A 17,216-nucleotide genomic window follows, 5' to 3' on the forward strand; every position below is an offset into this window, starting at 1 on the left:
CCCGGAAAGCCGGGGCCGCTTACGTATTGCTTACTGGCCAATGTACTTCTTCAACCAAGCATTCACGGTTTCATGCCACTGCACGCTGTTCTGCGGCTTCAGCACCCAGTGGTTTTCATCGGGGAAATACAGGAACTGAGATTCCACACCCTTGCGCTGGAGCGCGCTGAACAGTGCGATGCCCTGCTCGGCCGGGATGCGGAAATCCTGCTGACCGTGGATCACCAACATCGGCACCTTGAAATTCTTCACATGGTTGGCCGGGTTGTATTTCTGGTAGCCCTCCGGGTTGTCATACGGTGTGCCGCCGTTTTCCCATTCTGAGAACCACAGTTCTTCGGTGGCATAACCCATTGCGTGGTTTTCAAACACACCGTCGTGGCTTACCAAGCACTTCCACGGTGAATTCCAATTCCCTGCAATCCAGTTCACCATGAAGCCGCCGTAGCTGGCGCCCAGTGCGCAGGCTTTATCGCCATTGAGGAATGCGTACTTCTGCTGCGCCGCCGCCCAGCCCTTTTGCAAGTCTTCCAGCGGGCGATCACCCCAGTGCTGGCTAATCGCATCGGTGAACTTTTGGCCATAGCCCGTGCTGCCGTGGAAGTCGATCATCACCACCGCATAGCCTTGCCCTGCGTAGGTTTGCGGGTTCCAACGATAGCTCCAACCATCACCAAAGCTGCCCTGCGGGCCGCCGTGAATCAGGAAGGCCACCGGGTATTTTTTACCCGGCTTGTAATTCCACGGTTTCACCACATAGCCGTGAACGGTTTCGTCGTTCCAGCCGGCAAAGCTGAACTGTTCGTAGTCGCCCCACTCGACGTTTGGCAGCATTTCGCCAGCGCTGGGCGTGATCGGGCGCAGCGATGCCAAACCATCTGTACTGGTCACGGTAATCACGTCGCCGGTTTTTAGCGAATTACGCGAGAAGGCGAGCGTAGAACCCGCGATATCGAATGCCGAGATGCTGCCATCGCCTACGATTTTCTTCACCTTGCCGGTGGCGATCTCCACCGCAAACAAAGGATGCTGCCCCATGTCTTGGGCGGTGGTGTAAATCATATGACCATCGCCCGACAGCGTGATGCCGTCGGCGGAGGCGTCCCACTTCGGAGCAATTTCCTTGGTCTTACCTGTTGCCAAGTTCAACGCCATCAAGCCGAAACGATCGGCCTCAAAACCCGGGCGTGTCATCGCGCGGTAATACAGCGTTTTACCGTCCTTCGAAAACACCGGACCTGCGTCCCATGCTTTGTTGGCGGCGGTGAGATTGCGCGCGCCCTTGCCGTCGGCCTTGACCAACCAAATATCGAAATTGGTGCTCCACGGCTCTTCGCGGTTGGACTGGCGCACACTCATCGCTACCTGCTTGCCATCGGGTGACCAAGCGAAATCGCCTAAATCACCAAAGGGTTTGGAAGGAATGTCGCCGTGAATATCGCCGCTCAGCAGCGTGGCCGCGGTCAGCATGTCCGCGCCGCCCAACTTGGCCGCAAACACGCGGTTCAGGCGACCATCGGCCCAAGTGTCCCAATGGCGAATAAACATATGATCAAACAACATTCCGGTGTTTTTTTGTGCCGCCACGTCATCGGATTTTTTCTTCGTGCAGGTTAAATCGGCTTTGCACTCGGGATAGACCGAAAACGCCAGCGCCACCTGCTTGCCGTCGGGCGAGAGCTTGTAACCATCAACATCCAACGCAAAATCGGTGAGCCGCTTGGCTTCCCCGCCTTGGCTCGGCATGGCGTACAGCTGCATAGAGCCGGACTTCGCGCTGAGGAAGTACAGCGTTTGGCCATCGGGCGAGAAGGCGGGTGAATTCACGTTCCAGCCTTCCGGGCTGATCTGGTGCGGCGGACGCATATCGCGCGTGACAAGGTTGCGCATCCACAATGATGTGGCCGCTTTATTGGTTTCCTTATCAATCACACGTTTGGCAAACACCAACACACGGCCATCCGGCGACAGTGTGGGCGATGAATAGCGGTCTAAATAGACCATTTCCTGCGGCGTCAAGCCGTGCTTGACCGGTGCAGCAACGGCAGACAGCGACAGCGCAAGGGCAAGTGGAAGCAGTGCGTAACGAAGGTTCATGGCGTTGTTCTCTTCTTGAATGGAAAACGTATATCAGGCGTTCGGGTTGGCCTTCGCGCCGGTGCGGTACAGCAGCCAGCCGATCACCGCCAATACCGCAAGGCCCACCAGCTGCCCTTGCTGGAAGCTTTCCGGCAAGGCGATCACGTCGGCGCGGCCCGAAACTACAATTGGGATTGCGATCAAAATACCCATCAAGGCTTCGCCGGTAATTAGGCCCGCCGCAAACAGTGTGCCGGGGCGATGCAGGCGGTCGCGCGCGGCTTCGTCGTGCGTACCCACCATGCCGTGGCGTTTTTCCACCAAGTAAGCCAAGAGGCCACCGAGGAAAATCGGCACCATGAGTTCTAACGGCAGATAGATACCAATGGCGGCGGCGAGCACCGGCACGCGGAAGCTGGATTTTTTCGCCTTCAACACTTCATCCAGCGCAATAATCGCCGCGCCGATCACAGCACCAATACCAATAATGGTCCACGGCAGCTCACCACCGAACATGCCCTTGGCAACCGAAGCCATCAGTGTGGCCTGCGGTGCAGAGAGCGCGTTTGGATGCTCTGCAGTGGGTGCGCCAATGCCGTAGGCCTGTGCCAGCAGGTTCAGCACTGGGGCCATGATCAGCGCACAGGAAAACGCGCCAATGCCCAGCATCAGCTGCTGTTTCCACGGCGTTGCACCCACGATATAGCCCGCTTTCAAGTCTTGTAAGTTGTCGCCGCCCACTGCCGCCGCGCAGCACACTACGGCACCGATCATGATCGCGGCCACCGCACCCAGCGGCGCACCGGCAATGCCTACCGCCTGCTTGCCGCCTTCGCCAAGCAGCACCAAGAGCACAGCCGCTGCAAACAAGATGGTGGCAATGGTGATACCAGACACCGGGTTATTCGACGAGCCGACAAGACCCGCGAGATAGGCCGATACCGACACAAACAGGAAACCCGCCACGATCATAATGATCGCCATCGGGATGCTCACACTCCACATCCCTACGATGGCCTGATACAGCAGCAGCAGCGGCACCACGAAGGCGATCAGCGCCACCAGCATCCACTTCATCGGCAGGTCGCGTTCGGTTTCAGCGACTTCTTCATTGCCGCCTTTACGCGCTGCGGCAATGCCGCTCTTCACGCCCGACAGCAGTGACTTACGCAGGCTGAACAATGTCCACACGCCGCCAATCAGCATCGCCCCCACGCCGAGGTAGCGAATCTTGGCCGACCAAATCGCTCCGGCAATATCTGCCGCACCCGCGCCAACAATGCTTTGCGCCAATGCTGGATCGGTGCCCATAAAGAATTGGTGATAGATCGGAATGGCGAAATGCCAAGACAGAATCGACCCGGAAACCACCACAATGCCGATATTCAGCCCCACGATATAGCCCACACCCAATAGCGCAGGCGAGAGGTTGGTGCCGATATAGCCAAGGTATTTACCAAAGAACGTTGCACCCGCCGCCGTATCCGGAATCAGGCGCATACCGCTGGCCGCCGCTGCTTTAATCAGCCCGCCCAAGGTGGCGGACACGGCCAGAATTTTCAGCCCCGGCCCTGGGTTTTCACCCGCTTTCAGCACTTCGGCAGCCGCCTTTCCTTCTGGAAACGGCAGCGGTTCTTCTACGATCATCGAACGCCGCAGTGGCACCGAAAACAGCACACCCAACAGCCCGCCAAGGCCAGCAATGGCCAGCACCCACGAGTATTTGAAATCGTCCCAATAGCCCAAAATAATCAGTGCGGGAATGGTGAAGATCACCCCCGCCGCGATTGAAGAACCCGCCGACGCGCCGGTCTGCACGATGTTGTTTTCTAAAATTGTGCCGCCGCCGAGCAGCCGCAGCACGCCCATCGACACCACTGCTGCGGGAATGGCAGTGGCGATGGTCAGCCCGGCAAACAGCCCGAGATACGCATTCGCCGCGGAGAGAATCACCGCTAGAACCACCGCCAAAATCACTGCGCGCAGGGTTAACTGCGGCGCCGCTGCACCCGGATTCGCCATCGGACGTCCTTTTATTGTTTGGGAAAGGCAAGCGTGAAACCGTAACGGCTACAGGCGCGCAAGTCCAGCCCGCGGCTGTTATGCGCGGAGATAAATAAAGAAAGGCTAAAATAGGCGGCTATCCTTACGGCTGACCCTACGCCCATGTCTGACGCTCTTACCGCCCTATCCCCGCTCGATGGCCGCTATGCAGGCAAAGTGAACGCGCTGCGCCCCATCTTTTCCGAATACGGCCTGATCAAAGCCCGCGTTAAAGTGGAAGTGGAATGGCTGCTGGCGCTGGCAAGCGAACCGGGCATCACTGAACTGGCACCATTTTCCGCAGCTGCCAGCGCACGCTTGCGCCAATTGGCCGACGGGTTTTCGGTGGAAGATGCCGCGCGCGTCAAGGAGATTGAATCGGGCCCTAAAGGCACCAACCACGATGTCAAAGCCGTGGAATACTTCATCAAAGAGCGTCTGAAAGCGGATGATGAACTGCGCCCCGCCTTGGAATTCGTCCATTTTGCCTGCACCAGCGAAGACATCAATAACCTCTCGTATGGGCTGATGCTCAGTGCTGCGCGCCGCGATGTGGTGTTGCCCGCGTACCAAAGCATCGCCAACAGCCTGCGCCAACTGGCCCATGCACAGGCCGCGCAGCCGATGCTTTCGCGCACCCACGGCCAGACTGCTTCGCCCACCACGCTGGGCAAAGAAATCGCCAACGTGGTGGCGCGCTTAGAACGCCAGATCCGCCAGATTGCGGCGGTGGAAATCACCGGCAAGATCAACGGCGCGGTGGGCAATTACAATGCCCATATCATCAGCTACCCCAACGTAAATTGGCCCGCCTTTGCGCAAAAGTTTGTCGAAAGCTTGGGCCTGATCTTCAACCCCTTCACCACGCAAATTGAACCGCACGACAACGTGGCCGAAATCGGCGACGCTGCGCGCCGCGCCAATACGGTGCTGGTCGATTTTTCACGCGATGTGTGGGGCTATATCTCGCTGGGGTACTTCAAGCAGAAGCTCAAAGAAGGCGAAGTGGGCTCGTCCACCATGCCGCATAAGGTCAACCCGATCGACTTTGAAAACGCCGAAGGCAATTTCGGCCTCGCCAATGCGCTGTTTGAACATTTCTCCGCCAAACTGCCTATTTCGCGCTGGCAGCGCGACCTCACCGACTCCACCGTGCTGCGTGCGCTCGGCACCGCGTTTGGCCACAGCCAAGTGGCACTGGAATCGCTGGCCAAGGGTATTGGCAAGCTGGAAGTGAACCCGCAGCGTTTGAACGATGATTTGGACGCCGCGTGGGAAGTGCTGGCCGAAGCCGTGCAAACCGTGATGCGCCGCTACGGCCTGCCCAACCCGTATGAGCAGCTCAAGGCGCTGACCCGCGGCCACGGTATTACCGCCGATTCCATGCACGCCTTCATTGAGGCGCTGGAATTGCCGGAAGACGCCAAGCAGCGCCTGCGGGTGCTGACACCCGGCAGCTATATCGGCTTGGCCGAGTCGCTGGCACGGAGCATCTAATATGGTCAGCGCGCGCGCCATCCCGTTTGAAATCGATGCCGCGCGCGGACCCTTCCCGCTCGGCATGTCGCCGGAGGTTTTTCTGCGCGACTACTGGCAGAAAAAACCGCTGCTGATCCGCAATGCCTTCCCTAATTTTATTTCTCCGTTAGAACCGGAAGACCTTGCTGGGCTTGCCTGCGAAGAAGGCACACTGGCGCGCTTAGTCGAATACGACCGCGCCAATGATCGCTGGAGCCTGCGCCACGGCCCGTTCGCCGAAGAAGTGTTCCCGGCGCTGCCCGATCTCGACTGGACGGTGCTGGTACAGGATGTCGATAAATGGGACGCCGACGTGCGCGCCCTGCTGGAGCATTTCCAATTCCTACCGCGCTGGCGGATGGACGACATCATGATTAGTTTTGCCGCCACCGGTGGATCGGTGGGCGCGCATATCGACCAATACGACGTCTTCCTGCTGCAGGCGCAAGGCCAGCGGCGCTGGATGATCGACACCGATCCCAACCCGGCCAGCGACTACCGCAATGATGTAGATATTCGCCTGCTGAGCACATTCACCCCCACTCACGACTGGGTGCTGCACCCCGGTGACATGCTCTACCTACCGCCCGGCGTACCGCATCACGGCGTGGCGGTGGATCCCTGCCTCACCATTTCGGTGGGGCTACGCGCGCCCAGCGCGGGCGAGCTATTAAGCGACTATGCCGACACCTTAACCGCCGACGCGCCGGATACGCTGCGCTACGTTGATCCCGATCTCAGCCTACCCGCTGACCCGTGCGAAATAGACGCCAGCGCACTGGCCCGCGCCGAAGCCGCACTGCGCCAGCTGCATATGGACGACCCCGACCGCTTCGGCGACTGGTTCGGCAGCTTTATTACCACCTACCGCTGCGCGGTGATGCCCGCCGCCAGCGAAACGGCGCCCAACCAAGCCCAGTTGGAGCAAGCGTTAAAGACTGGCGCCCTGCTGCTGCGCCATCCGTGGTCACGCATGGCGTGGCGGCGCGACAGCCACGGTGGTGCACGCCTCTACGTGGGCGGGCAAAGTCACAGTATGGACATTGCCGACGCCCGTCACCTCGCGGCCGCAGAGGGTATCGGCAGTGCGCAATATACAAGCCTTACCGCGCGCGGCCGCAGCGCCGTTGTTGAGCTACTTGCAACAGGTCACTATCAACTCGACAGCGAGGATCTGCCATGAGTGATGCCCCTGCCTCCAACGACCCCATCCGCATTTTGGATCATCCGGCCGCGATTGAGATCACCACACGCATCATTAGCGATACACGCCAGCGCGTACTGATCCGTAGCTTGAATCTGGAATCTTGGCTGTTCGACCACGCCGACGTGATGGACGCGCTGCGCTGGGTGGCCACCTCCAAGCGCGATGCGCGGGTCTTGGTGCTCCTGCACGACGCGGCCGCGCCACAGGCCGCGCATTCCAAGCTATTAGAACTGGCCCAGCGCCTGCCCAGTGTGTTTGAGTTCCGCGAAGTGGACGACCCGGCCTACCGCGAAGACCGCGCCGCGCTGGTGTCTAACGATGTCGGCGGCTATTACTACCGTCCTCAAGGCGATACCGCCGTGGGCACCGCCAGCATCGACGCCCGCGCCCGTGTGCGCCAATTACAGGGGAAATTCGGCGAAATTTGGGAGCGTTCCCGACTCATTACTGAATATAGAGCCCTCGGAATCTGATGGAAGTCCATTTCTTGACCTGAATCGGGTGCGGTTTAGCACTTCGTGAGGCTATAATTCACATTCTTTGCAAGTGCGCATTCAGTTTTTCCTGCCACGCGCCTAAGACGACGCGGGGCAGCCTCCTTCCTCCCCAAAACAAAGGTTGCTTGCCACACCGTGGACAGTCTCCTCAAGCAGTTTGCACAAACCTCCCAGCTCGGCGCCAACGGTGCCTTCATTGAAGACCTGTACGAGCAATATCTCGTTGCCCCTGACAGTGTCGATGCCAAATGGAAGCAGTATTTCGATGGCCTAAAAGGCCGCGAAGCGGGCGATATCCCTCACTCTGCCGTGATCGAACACATCACGGAAGCCGCCAAACTGGCCGCGCGTGGCCTGCTTGGTGGCGGCGAAGGCAGTGGCGATGAACGCGAGCGCCACGTTGGCCGTTTGATTACCGCCTACCGTTCGCGCGGCCATTTGGGTGCCAAGCTCGATCCGCTGGGCCTAACCCCGCCGCTAAACCCGCCGGATCTGGAACTTGGCTTCCACCACCTTGGTAACGCTGACTTGGGCGATGAGTTCAGCACCGGCGGCGTCGCTGGCCAGCCGCGCATGAAGCTGAAAGACTTGCTCGCGCGCCTGCAAGCCACTTATACCGGTAGCATCGGCGCAGAGTTCATGCATATCTCCGATGTGCAGCAGCGCCGCTGGATCTACGAACGCCTAGAGGCTACCGGCGGCCAGTACAACCTCAGCCTTGATGCACGCAAGCGCACTTTAGAGCGCCTCACGGCGGCCGAAGGCTTGGAACGCTATCTGCACACCAAGTACGTGGGCCAGAAGCGGTTCTCGCTGGAAGGCGGCGACTCCATGATCCCGCTCATGGATACGGTGATCCAAAGCGCCGGCAGCGTGGGCGTGAAGGACATCATCATCGGCATGGCCCACCGTGGCCGCTTGAACGTGCTGGTCAACACCTTGGGCAAGAACCCGCGCAAGCTGTTCGACGAATTTGAAGGTAAGTTCGACCATGACGAACACGCCGTTGCCGGTGACGTGAAATACCACATGGGCTTCTCCGCCGACGTGGCCACCCCCGGCGGCCCGGTGCATCTGGCACTGGCGTTCAACCCTTCGCACTTGGAAATCGTCGACCCGGTGGTTGCAGGTTCGGTGCGTTCGCGTCAAGAACGTCGTGGCGATGCCGCACGCAAGCAAGTGATGCCAATCCTGATCCACGGCGACTCGGCGTTTGCCGGTCAGGGCGTGGTGATGGAGCTGTTCCAAATGTCGCAGGCACGCGGGTTTACCGTGGGCGGCACTGTGCACGTGGTGGTGAACAACCAAGTGGGCTTCACCACCTCGAACCCGGAAGACACCCGCTCTACCCGTTACTGCACCGACATCGCCAAGATGGTCGGTGCGCCGGTGTTGCACGTTAACGGCGATGATCCGGAAGCGGTGGTGTATGCCGCCAAGCTGGCGTTCGAATTCCGTCAGCAGTTTGCTAAAGATGTGGTGATCGACCTCATCTGCTACCGCCGTCACGGCCATAATGAAGCCGACGAACCGGCGATCACCCAGCCGCTGATGTATCAGGTGATCCGCAAGCATAAGACCACCCGCGAGCTATACGCGGCGCAGCTGGAAGGTGCGGGCGTGCTGCCTGCTGGTTCTGGCAACAGCATGGCCGATGCCTACCGCAATAAGCTGGATTCTGGTGAAGTCACCACGGATCTTGCCGAAGAAGCCAGCCTGGCACCAGGCGATGCGCTCTACGTCGATTGGCCGAAGTATCTCTCCGGCAAACTGTCCGACACTGTAAGCACCGGCCTTGCGATGGATCAGCTCAAAGCGCTGGCCACCGAGATCAACACCGTCCCCAGCGATGTGCAGCTGCACTCGCGCGTGGCCAAGGTGTACGAAGAACGCCTAAAAATGGCCGCCGGTGAGCACGCGGGCGACTGGGGCTTTGCCGAAAACCTCGCCTACGCCACGCTGGTGAAGGAAGGCTATAACCTGCGCTTGGTTGGCCAAGACGTGGGCCGCGGCACCTTCACCCACCGTCACGCGATCTTGCACGACCAGAAGACCGACAGCTACTACTTGCCCCTGCGTCAGCTGACCGACAAGCCCGAAAACGTCGCCATTATCGATTCGCTGCTCAGCGAAGAAGCAGTGATGGCTTACGAATATGGCTTCTCCACCACCGACCCGAACACGCTATGCATTTGGGAAGGCCAGTTCGGCGACTTCGCCAACGGCGCGCAGGTGGTGATCGACCAGTTCATTGCAGCCGGTGAAGCCAAGTGGGGCCGACTGACTGGCCTTGTACTGCTGCTGCCGCACGGCTATGAAGGCCAAGGTCCAGAGCACAGCTCGGCGCGTCTTGAGCGCTTCCTGCAGCTGTGCGCGATGGACAATATGCTGGTCTGCATGCCCTCCACCCCGGCCCAGGCCTATCACATGCTGCGCCGTCAAATGCGCATGCACACCCGCAAGCCGCTGGTGGTGATGAGCCCGAAATCGCTGCTGCGCCACAAGCTGGCGGTGTCCTCACTCGACGAACTCGCCAACGGCGAATTCCAGCGCCTGATCCCCGACACCACAGCCACCGCGAAGAAGGTCAAGCGTGTGGTGGTGTGTTCGGGCAAGGTCTATTACGACCTACTCGAAGCGGTGCAGAAGCAAGACATCAAGGACGTTGCGCTGGTGCGCGTGGAACAACTCTATCCGTTCCCACGCCCAGAACTGATCGCCGAACTCAAGCGTTTCGCTTCCGCCACTGAAGTCATTTGGTGTCAGGAAGAACCGCGTAACCAAGGCGCTTGGTATCAAATTCAGCACCATCTGCACGCCTGCCTGCAGCCCAAGCAGTCGCTCAGCTATGCTGGCCGTCACAGTTCGCCGTCGCCGGCGGTGGGCCATATGGCCGACCACCTACGCGAGCTGCAAGAGTTCTTGGCCGACGCGCTCACCAACCCGATTTCCGGCGATAAGCACGCCGACTAACCCTTTCATGTTTCTCCGATAGGACACAGTTCATGACCATCGAAGTCAAAGTCCCGGTTCTTCCCGAATCCGTCTCCGACGCCACCATCGCCACTTGGCACAAAAAAGCGGGCGACGCGGTAAGCCGCGATGAAAACCTGCTTGATCTTGAAACCGATAAGGTGGTGCTGGAAGTGCCTTCCCCTGTCGATGGCGTGCTCAAGGAAATCAAGTTTGCCGAAGGCAGCACCGTCACCAGCCAGCAGGTCATTGCGGTGATCGAAGAAGGTGCCGTGGCCGCTGCGGCCCCGGCCGCTCCCGCTGCTGAAGCACAGAAGGCCGCCGCAGCTGCGGCTGCCGCTCCGGCAGCACCGGCCGCCGCCGACGCACTGCCGCCGGGTGCGCGCTTTACCGCCACCACCAGCGGCGTGAACCCTGCCGATGTGGCCGGTACCGGCCGCCGTGGCATGGTCACCAAGGAAGATATCGTCAACTACGCCTCCGGCAAAACAGCACCGCTGGGTGCCAGCGCCCGCCCGGAAGAACGCGTGCCGATGACCCGCATGCGCACCCGCATCGCCGAGCGCCTGATGCAGTCGAAGAACTCCATCGCCATGCTCACCTCGTTCAACGAAGTGAACCTGTCCAAGGTCATGCAGATGCGCAAGGAGCTGCAGGACGACTTCCAAAAAGCCAATGGCATCAAGCTGGGCTTCATGAGCTTCTTCGCCAAGGCAGCCGCCAACGCGCTGCAAAAATATCCGGTGATCAACGCCTCGGTGGATGGTAGCGACATCATTTATCACGGCTACGCCGACATCTCGGTTGCCGTGTCCACCGACAAGGGCCTCGTCACCCCGGTGCTGCGCAATGTCGAGCGCATGAGCTTTGCCGAAGTGGAACAAGGCATTGCCGACTACGCCAAGAAGGCCCGCGACGGCAAACTGTCGCTGGACGACCTACAAGGCGGCACCTTCACGATTACCAACGGCGGCACCTTCGGCTCGCTGATGTCCACCCCCATCGTGAACCCGCCGCAGAGCGCCATCCTTGGCATGCACACCATCAAGGAACGCGCCATCGTTGAAAACGGCCAAGTGATTGCTGCGCCGATGATGTATATCGCGATCAGCTACGATCACCGCATCATCGACGGGAAGGAAGCCGTGCTGTTCTTGGTGGACATCAAGAACCAGCTGGAAAACCCCCACCGCATGCTGCTGGGCATGTAATCCAGCGAAAGCCCCGCCCAGCGGGGCTTTCTGCTTGCAGATAAAGGAACCAATGCAATGAGCGAACAACAGCAATTTGATGTCGTCGTTATCGGTGGCGGCCCTGCGGGCTACCACGCCGCGATTCGCGCCGCCCAGCTGGGCCTGAAAACCGCCTGCATCGACGCCGCCCTTGGCAAAGACGGCAAGCCCGCCCTTGGCGGCACCTGCCTGCGCGTGGGCTGCATCCCGTCCAAGGCGCTGCTGGATTCTTCCCGCCAGTTCTGGAATATGGGTCATATCTTCGACCAGCACGGCATCAGCTTCGATAAGCCTGCGATCGACGTCGGCAAAATGGTGGGCCGTAAAGACGGCATCGTGAAGCAGTTCACCGGCGGCATTGCCGCTCTGTTCAAAGCCAATAAAGTCACCGCGTTCTACGGCTTCGGCCAACTGCACGCAGGTAACGTGGTAACGGTGAAGCAGCACGACGGTTCCGAAGTATCGCTCAAAGGCACCAATGTCATCATCGCCGCAGGCTCGAATTCCATCGAACTGCCGTTCGCCAAGTTCGGTGAGCACATCGTGGATAACGAAGGCGCGCTGGATTTCACCGAAGTGCCGAAGCGCCTTGGTGTGATCGGTGCGGGCGTGATTGGTTTGGAACTGGGCAGCGTGTGGAACCGTCTGGGTTCAGAGGTCACTGTGCTGGAAGGCCTGCCGGACTTCCTCGCCGCCGCCGATAAGGAAGTGAGCAAGCTCGCCGCGCGTGAGTTCAAAAAACAAGGCTTGAATATCAACCTCGGCTGCAAGGTTTCAGGCACCGAAGTGAAGAAAGACGGCGTGCATGTGGCCTACACCGATGCCAAGGGCGAGGCCCAAACGCTGGTCGTGGACAAGCTGCTGGTCTGCGTGGGTCGCCGCGCCGCCACTAAGGGCCTTCTGGCCGAAGGTTGCACTGTGCAGGTCAACGAACGCGGGCAAATCATGGTCGATGAGCACTGCCACACCGGCGTGGACGGCGTGTGGGCCGTTGGCGACTGCGTGCGCGGCCCGATGCTGGCGCACAAGGGTTTTGAGGAAGGTATCGCGGTGGCCGAACTGATCGCGGGCCTACCCGGCCACGTCAACTTCGACACCATTCCTTATGTGATCTACACCGAGCCGGAGCTGGCTTGGGTTGGCAAGACCGAAGAGCAGCTGAAGGCCGAAGGCATTCCGTACAAAGCGGGCAGCTTCCCGTTTGCCGCCGTAGGCCGCGCCGTGGCGATGGCCGAGCCAGCAGGCTTTGTGAAGGTGCTGGCACATGCCGAAACCGACACCATCCTTGGCATGCACTTGATCGGCGCCAACGTCTCCGAGCTGGTGCACGAAGGCGTGCTGGCGATGGAGTTCAAGGGCAGCGCCGACGACTTAGCGCGCATCTGCCACGCCCACCCCTCGCTGTCGGAAGCGGTGCACGATGCCGCGATGGCAGTAGCCAAGCGCGCAATTCATAAGGCGAACTAAGCCCATTGCACGCCTGTCACAGGCTCGCCATGAGCCTGTGCTACACGTAAGGGGGAGCGTGCCGCTGGCGCCTCCCCTTTTTCATTCAAGGAGACCTCCTAAACCGATGCCTCATCTCGTCAAACACAATCCGCTCTGGGCGGTCGCACTGCCGCTGCTTGGCCTTGCCATTTTGGGCGTCAATGCAGCCGCTCCTGCCCTACCCGGCCTTATTTTCGTCCTCGTTATCGCCTTGATCGGCGGTGTGATCGCCGCGGTGCACCACGCCGAAGTGATCGCCCACCGCGTTGGCGAGCCGTTCGGCACCTTGGTGCTGGCTCTGGCAGTTACCATTATTGAAGTCGCGCTGATTGTATCGATGATGATGGGCGGCGGCGCAGCCACTGCCGGGCTGGCGCGCGACACCGTGTTTGCAGCCGTGATGATTATTTTGAACGGACTGATTGGCGCCAGCCTACTCGCCGGAGGACGCCGTCACGGCGTGCAGGGCTTCAATCTAGAGGGCGTTAACGCCGCGCTTGGCACTCTGACGGTGATCGTGGTGCTCACTTTAGTTGTGCCGAACTACTCCACCAGCGCGCCCGGCCCGGTCTATACGCCCGCCCAGCTCATTTTCGTGGCCGTGGCCACGCTGGTGCTGTTTGGTGCATTTACCCTATTTCAAACCGTCAAGCACCGCGATTACTTTCTGCCCGAACCCAATGGCGATACGCCCGACACCCACGCCGAATTGCCCAGCAACCGCGAAGCACTGTCTAGCCTCGCCCTTTTGCTGGCCGCCCTCGTCACCGTGGTGCTTAGCGCAAAAGCCATTTCACCGTCGATCGAAGCGCTACTCGCCAGTAGCGGCGCGCCGCCGGCCGCCCTCGGTATTTTGATTGCGGCGATTGTGCTGCTTCCAGAAGGCGTGGCCGCCGTGCGTGCGGCCTTGCGCAATCGCCTGCAAACCAGCCTCAACCTTGCCGTTGGCTCGGCCATCGCCAGTATCGGCCTCACCGTCCCCACGGTGGCGATGATCGCCGTTGTCACCGGCTGGCCGCTGGAACTTGGGCTCAGCATGAAGTCCACCATCTTGCTGCTACTCTCGTTGTTTGTGGTTTCCATTTCACTGCGCACCGGCCGCACCACTGTGCTGCCCGGCCTTGTGCATTTAGTGCTCTTTGCTTCCTACCTCTTTTTGAGTTTTGTTCCCTGATGACTGCCCCCTCTTCATTGCGCGCGCTATGCGTGTACTGCGGCTCCAACGCCGGTAGCAACCCCGCCTACGCCGAACTCGCACGTGTGCTTGGCGCGCGGCTGGCCAACGATGGCATCACCCTTGTCTATGGCGGCGGCAATGTTGGCCTAATGGGCATCGTTGCCGACGCGGCGCTGGCGGCGGGCGGTGAGGTGATTGGCGTGATCCCCGAGCAACTGGTGAACTGGGAAGTGGCGCATAAGGGTGTTACCCGGCTGGAAGTAGTGGACTCCATGCACACCCGCAAAATGCGCATGTTTGAACTTTCAGATGGCTTCATCGCCCTGCCCGGTGGGTTTGGCACACTGGATGAAATGTTTGAAATGCTCACTTGGCGCCAGCTGGGGCTTGGTAAAAAGCCTTGCGCCTTCCTCGATTCCAACGGCTTCTGGCAACCCTTGATGCAAATGCTCGATACCATGGTGCGCGAGTGCTTCTTGCATGCGGAGCAGCGTGACGATATGTGGCAGGGCAGCGATATCGACGCGATGCTGACATGGATGCAGCGCTATCAGCCCGCACAGGCCGACAAATGGCTGGATGAAAAACGCCGCAGCCAACTGAAAACCCCTTCGGAGCCCGTATGACTCTCCCCGCCCAGTTCCGCGCCTTCCGTATTCATAACGATGCCAATGGCTACCGCAGCGGCATTGAAACGCTGACACTTGAAGACCTTAACCCCGGCGAAGTGGTGATTAAAACCGCTTATTCTTCGGTCAACTACAAAGACGCATTGGCGGGCACAGGTAAGGGCAAAATTCTGCGTCAGTTCCCATTGGTGGGCGGGATCGACGTTGCCGGGCATGTGGTGGCCTCGACCGATGCCCGCTTCAAGGAAGGCGATGCTGTGCTGGTCACCGGCAGCGGCCTCTCCGAAACCCGCGACGGCGGCTATAGCGAATACGCCCGGCTCGATTCCCAATGGGTGATCCCTCTCCCCGATGGGCTGAGCCTACGCGAAGCCATGATCCTTGGCACTGCGGGCTTTACCGCGGCGCTAGGCCTGCTGCGCATGATCGATAACCGGCAAACGCCTGCGCTTGGCCCACTGGCGGTCACCGGCGCCACCGGCGGGGTGGGCTCCTTGGCCGTGGCGATCTACAGCCAAGCGGGCTACGAAGTGGCGGCAATCAGCGGCAAACCCGAGCACAGCGATTATTTGCGCTCGCTGGGGGCCCACACCGTACTGGGCCGCGATGCACTGTCCACCACCAAGCCGATGGACAGCGCGCGCTTCGGCGGCGGGCTGGATAACGTGGGCGGGCCGATGCTAGCGGCTCTATTGGCGCACACTGCCCCTTACGGCAACGTGGCCAGCTGCGGCCTAGCCGCTTCGCCGGAGTTACACGCCACGGTGATGCCCTTCATCATTCGCGGTGTTTCTCTACTGGGTGTAGCCTCGGCGGGCACCGCGCGCGATATTCGCAATGAAGTCTGGCGGCGCTTGGCCAGCGATTGGAAACCCGCCAATCTCGATGCCATCTGCACCCACGAGACATCTCTTGACGGCCTGCCGAGTGTATTCGCCCATATGTTGGAAGGCGGGTCACTTGGCCGCACCGTGGTGCGCATCACAGCTTCCCATTAAGCGCATGACTTCGTACTTGCAGCCTGCGCCGCGAAGGCTACAATTCAAGCCGAACACTCGGGGATTTTCATGGCACGCATCTTAATTGTTGACGATTCACCTTCGCAGCTGATGAGCATTCGGCGAATTGTCGAAAAGCTTGGCCACGACGCACTGACCGCCGAAGACGGCGCCGCCGGTGTGGAAGCGGCCAAGCGTGAGATTCCAGACCTCATTTTGATGGACGTGGTCATGCCGAACCTGAATGGGTTTCAGGCCACACGCTCGATTAGCCGCGAGCCCACCACCAAGCACATTCCGGTGATCTTGGTGACCACGAAAGACCAAGACACCGACCGCGTATGGGGCATGCGCCAAGGGGCCAAGGCATATATCACCAAGCCGTTTAGTGAAACCGAACTCTCCAACTTGATCAGCCAGTATGTGAGCAGCGGCCCCAGCGCGGCCTAATCCCTGCGCCAATCGTTGCCAAACGCATCGCGCATTTTTGCGTAGGCCTTGCGCTGCGTTTCGGTATGCGCTTTGGGTGCAAGAATTTCTAGCTCCACAATCTGATCACCCGCCGTATTGCCGCTTCCGGGCAGGCCGCGCCCGCGCAGGCGCAACTTGCGGCCCGATTCAGAATCGGCGGGAATCTTCAGCTCCACCGCGCCACCAAGCGTGGGCACGCTCACTGTCGCCCCTAAGGCCGCTTCCCAAGGTGCCACCGGCAGGCTGTAAATAATGTTGCGGCCATCGACCTCAAACTGCGGGTCGGCGGCGTATTCCACTTCCAAGAGCAAATCGCGCCCGCCGTTGCCTTGTTTCCCAAGGCGGATCACCTGCCCCGGCTTGACGCCCTTCGGCACCTTTACCTCCAGCGTGCGTCCGGCCACGGCGATGCGCACGCTGCTGCCGTTGTACACCGCCGCAAGTGATACGGCGAGCTTGGCACGCGTATCGCCTGCAGGCTGCGCGCGCCTCGGCCCAGCACCGGCGCGGCCGCGCCCAAACATATTCTCGAAGAAATCCGAAAACCCGCCGCCCGAACCGCCGCCGGCAAAGATTTCGTCAAAATCAAACCCCTGTGCCCCGCCTGCGCCGTGACCAAACCCACCCGGTGGCGGGTGAATTTCATCACCCGGCCGATAGCCACCCGCACGTAGCTGGTCGTAGGCCTTACGCTTGGCCGGATCACGCAGCGCTTCATAGGCTTCGTTGACCGCCTTAAACTGCTCCTCCGCGCCCTTTTCCTTGCTTACATCGGGGTGGTATTTACGCGCCAACCGCCGGTAGGCGGTTTTAATCTCGGCATCGCCTGCGCTGGGTTCCACCCCAAGAATGCCGTAGTAATCCTTAAATTCCATGATTGATCCACACAAAGAGCTGCGTATCA

The 17,216-nt window shown here is 60.1% G+C and carries 13 protein-coding genes; 10 read left to right on the forward strand and 3 right to left on the reverse strand.

Features of this window, described 5'->3' with window-relative positions:
- Positions 1 to 30: 30 nt before the first annotated feature.
- Together KUL77_RS09620 and KUL77_RS09625 are read right to left on the reverse strand one after the other, a co-directional pair.
- Positions 31 to 2,097 carry a S9 family peptidase gene (locus KUL77_RS09620; protein ID WP_297146313.1) on the reverse strand — a complete coding sequence of 689 codons (2,067 nt, stop codon included), beginning with the start codon at positions 2,095 to 2,097 and terminating at the stop codon, positions 31 to 33.
- Between the two features lie 33 nt (positions 2,098 to 2,130).
- Positions 2,131 to 4,101, reverse strand: coding sequence for an oligopeptide transporter, OPT family (locus KUL77_RS09625; RefSeq protein WP_297146316.1), 1,971 nt, complete (start codon positions 4,099 to 4,101; stop codon positions 2,131 to 2,133).
- Between the two features lie 144 nt (positions 4,102 to 4,245).
- Between KUL77_RS09625 and purB the strand changes: the two genes are divergently transcribed.
- The 10 genes from purB (at position 4,246) to pilH (ending at position 16,291) form a co-directional block, all read left to right on the forward strand.
- The gene (gene purB / locus KUL77_RS09630) at positions 4,246 to 5,619 is read left to right on the forward strand and encodes an adenylosuccinate lyase (protein WP_297146318.1); all 1,374 of its coding nucleotides are present in this window, start codon (positions 4,246 to 4,248) and stop codon (positions 5,617 to 5,619) included.
- A 1-nt stretch (position 5,620) separates the two neighbouring features.
- Positions 5,621 to 6,823: a cupin domain-containing protein gene (locus KUL77_RS09635; RefSeq protein ID WP_297146322.1), complete on the forward strand. Its 1,203-nt coding sequence runs from the start codon at positions 5,621 to 5,623 to the stop codon at positions 6,821 to 6,823.
- Positions 6,820 to 7,320 carry a hypothetical protein gene (locus tag KUL77_RS09640; RefSeq protein WP_297146324.1) on the forward strand — a complete coding sequence of 167 codons (501 nt, stop codon included), beginning with the start codon at positions 6,820 to 6,822 and terminating at the stop codon, positions 7,318 to 7,320. Before KUL77_RS09635 ends, KUL77_RS09640 begins: the two co-directional genes overlap by 4 nt.
- A gap of 159 nt (positions 7,321 to 7,479) precedes the next feature.
- Positions 7,480 to 10,317 carry a 2-oxoglutarate dehydrogenase E1 component gene (locus tag KUL77_RS09645; RefSeq protein WP_297146326.1) on the forward strand — a complete coding sequence of 946 codons (2,838 nt, stop codon included), beginning with the start codon at positions 7,480 to 7,482 and terminating at the stop codon, positions 10,315 to 10,317.
- Between the two features lie 32 nt (positions 10,318 to 10,349).
- Complete coding sequence (gene sucB, locus KUL77_RS09650) at positions 10,350 to 11,528, forward strand: dihydrolipoyllysine-residue succinyltransferase (protein WP_297146329.1); 1,179 nt, start codon at positions 10,350 to 10,352, stop codon at positions 11,526 to 11,528.
- 57 nt (positions 11,529 to 11,585) lie between these two features.
- Complete coding sequence (lpdA, locus tag KUL77_RS09655) at positions 11,586 to 13,016, forward strand: dihydrolipoyl dehydrogenase (RefSeq protein WP_297146332.1); 1,431 nt, start codon at positions 11,586 to 11,588, stop codon at positions 13,014 to 13,016.
- Between the two features lie 106 nt (positions 13,017 to 13,122).
- Entirely contained in the window at positions 13,123 to 14,211 is a 1,089-nt protein-coding gene (locus KUL77_RS09660; protein ID WP_297146335.1) for an ionic transporter y4hA, read from the forward strand.
- A 17-nt stretch (positions 14,212 to 14,228) separates the two neighbouring features.
- Positions 14,229 to 14,840 (forward strand): TIGR00730 family Rossman fold protein, encoded by a 612-nt coding sequence (locus tag KUL77_RS09665; protein ID WP_297146379.1) that lies wholly within the window; start codon positions 14,229 to 14,231, stop codon positions 14,838 to 14,840.
- Positions 14,837 to 15,841, forward strand: coding sequence for a YhdH/YhfP family quinone oxidoreductase (locus tag KUL77_RS09670; RefSeq protein ID WP_297146337.1), 1,005 nt, complete (start codon positions 14,837 to 14,839; stop codon positions 15,839 to 15,841). Before KUL77_RS09665 ends, KUL77_RS09670 begins: the two co-directional genes overlap by 4 nt.
- 69 nt (positions 15,842 to 15,910) lie before the next feature.
- A complete protein-coding gene (gene pilH, locus KUL77_RS09675; RefSeq protein ID WP_297146340.1) occupies positions 15,911 to 16,291 on the forward strand; it encodes a twitching motility response regulator PilH in 381 nt (126 codons plus the stop codon).
- On the opposite strand, the gene KUL77_RS09680 is transcribed toward pilH, so the two are convergent.
- A complete protein-coding gene (locus KUL77_RS09680) occupies positions 16,288 to 17,187 on the reverse strand; it encodes a DnaJ C-terminal domain-containing protein (RefSeq protein WP_297146343.1) in 900 nt (299 codons plus the stop codon). The genes pilH and KUL77_RS09680 overlap by 4 nt on opposite strands.
- Positions 17,188 to 17,216 lie beyond the last annotated feature (29 nt).

The sequence above is a fragment of the Thermomonas sp. genome (assembly GCF_019104945.1).
GTDB lineage: Bacteria > Pseudomonadota > Gammaproteobacteria > Xanthomonadales > Xanthomonadaceae > Thermomonas.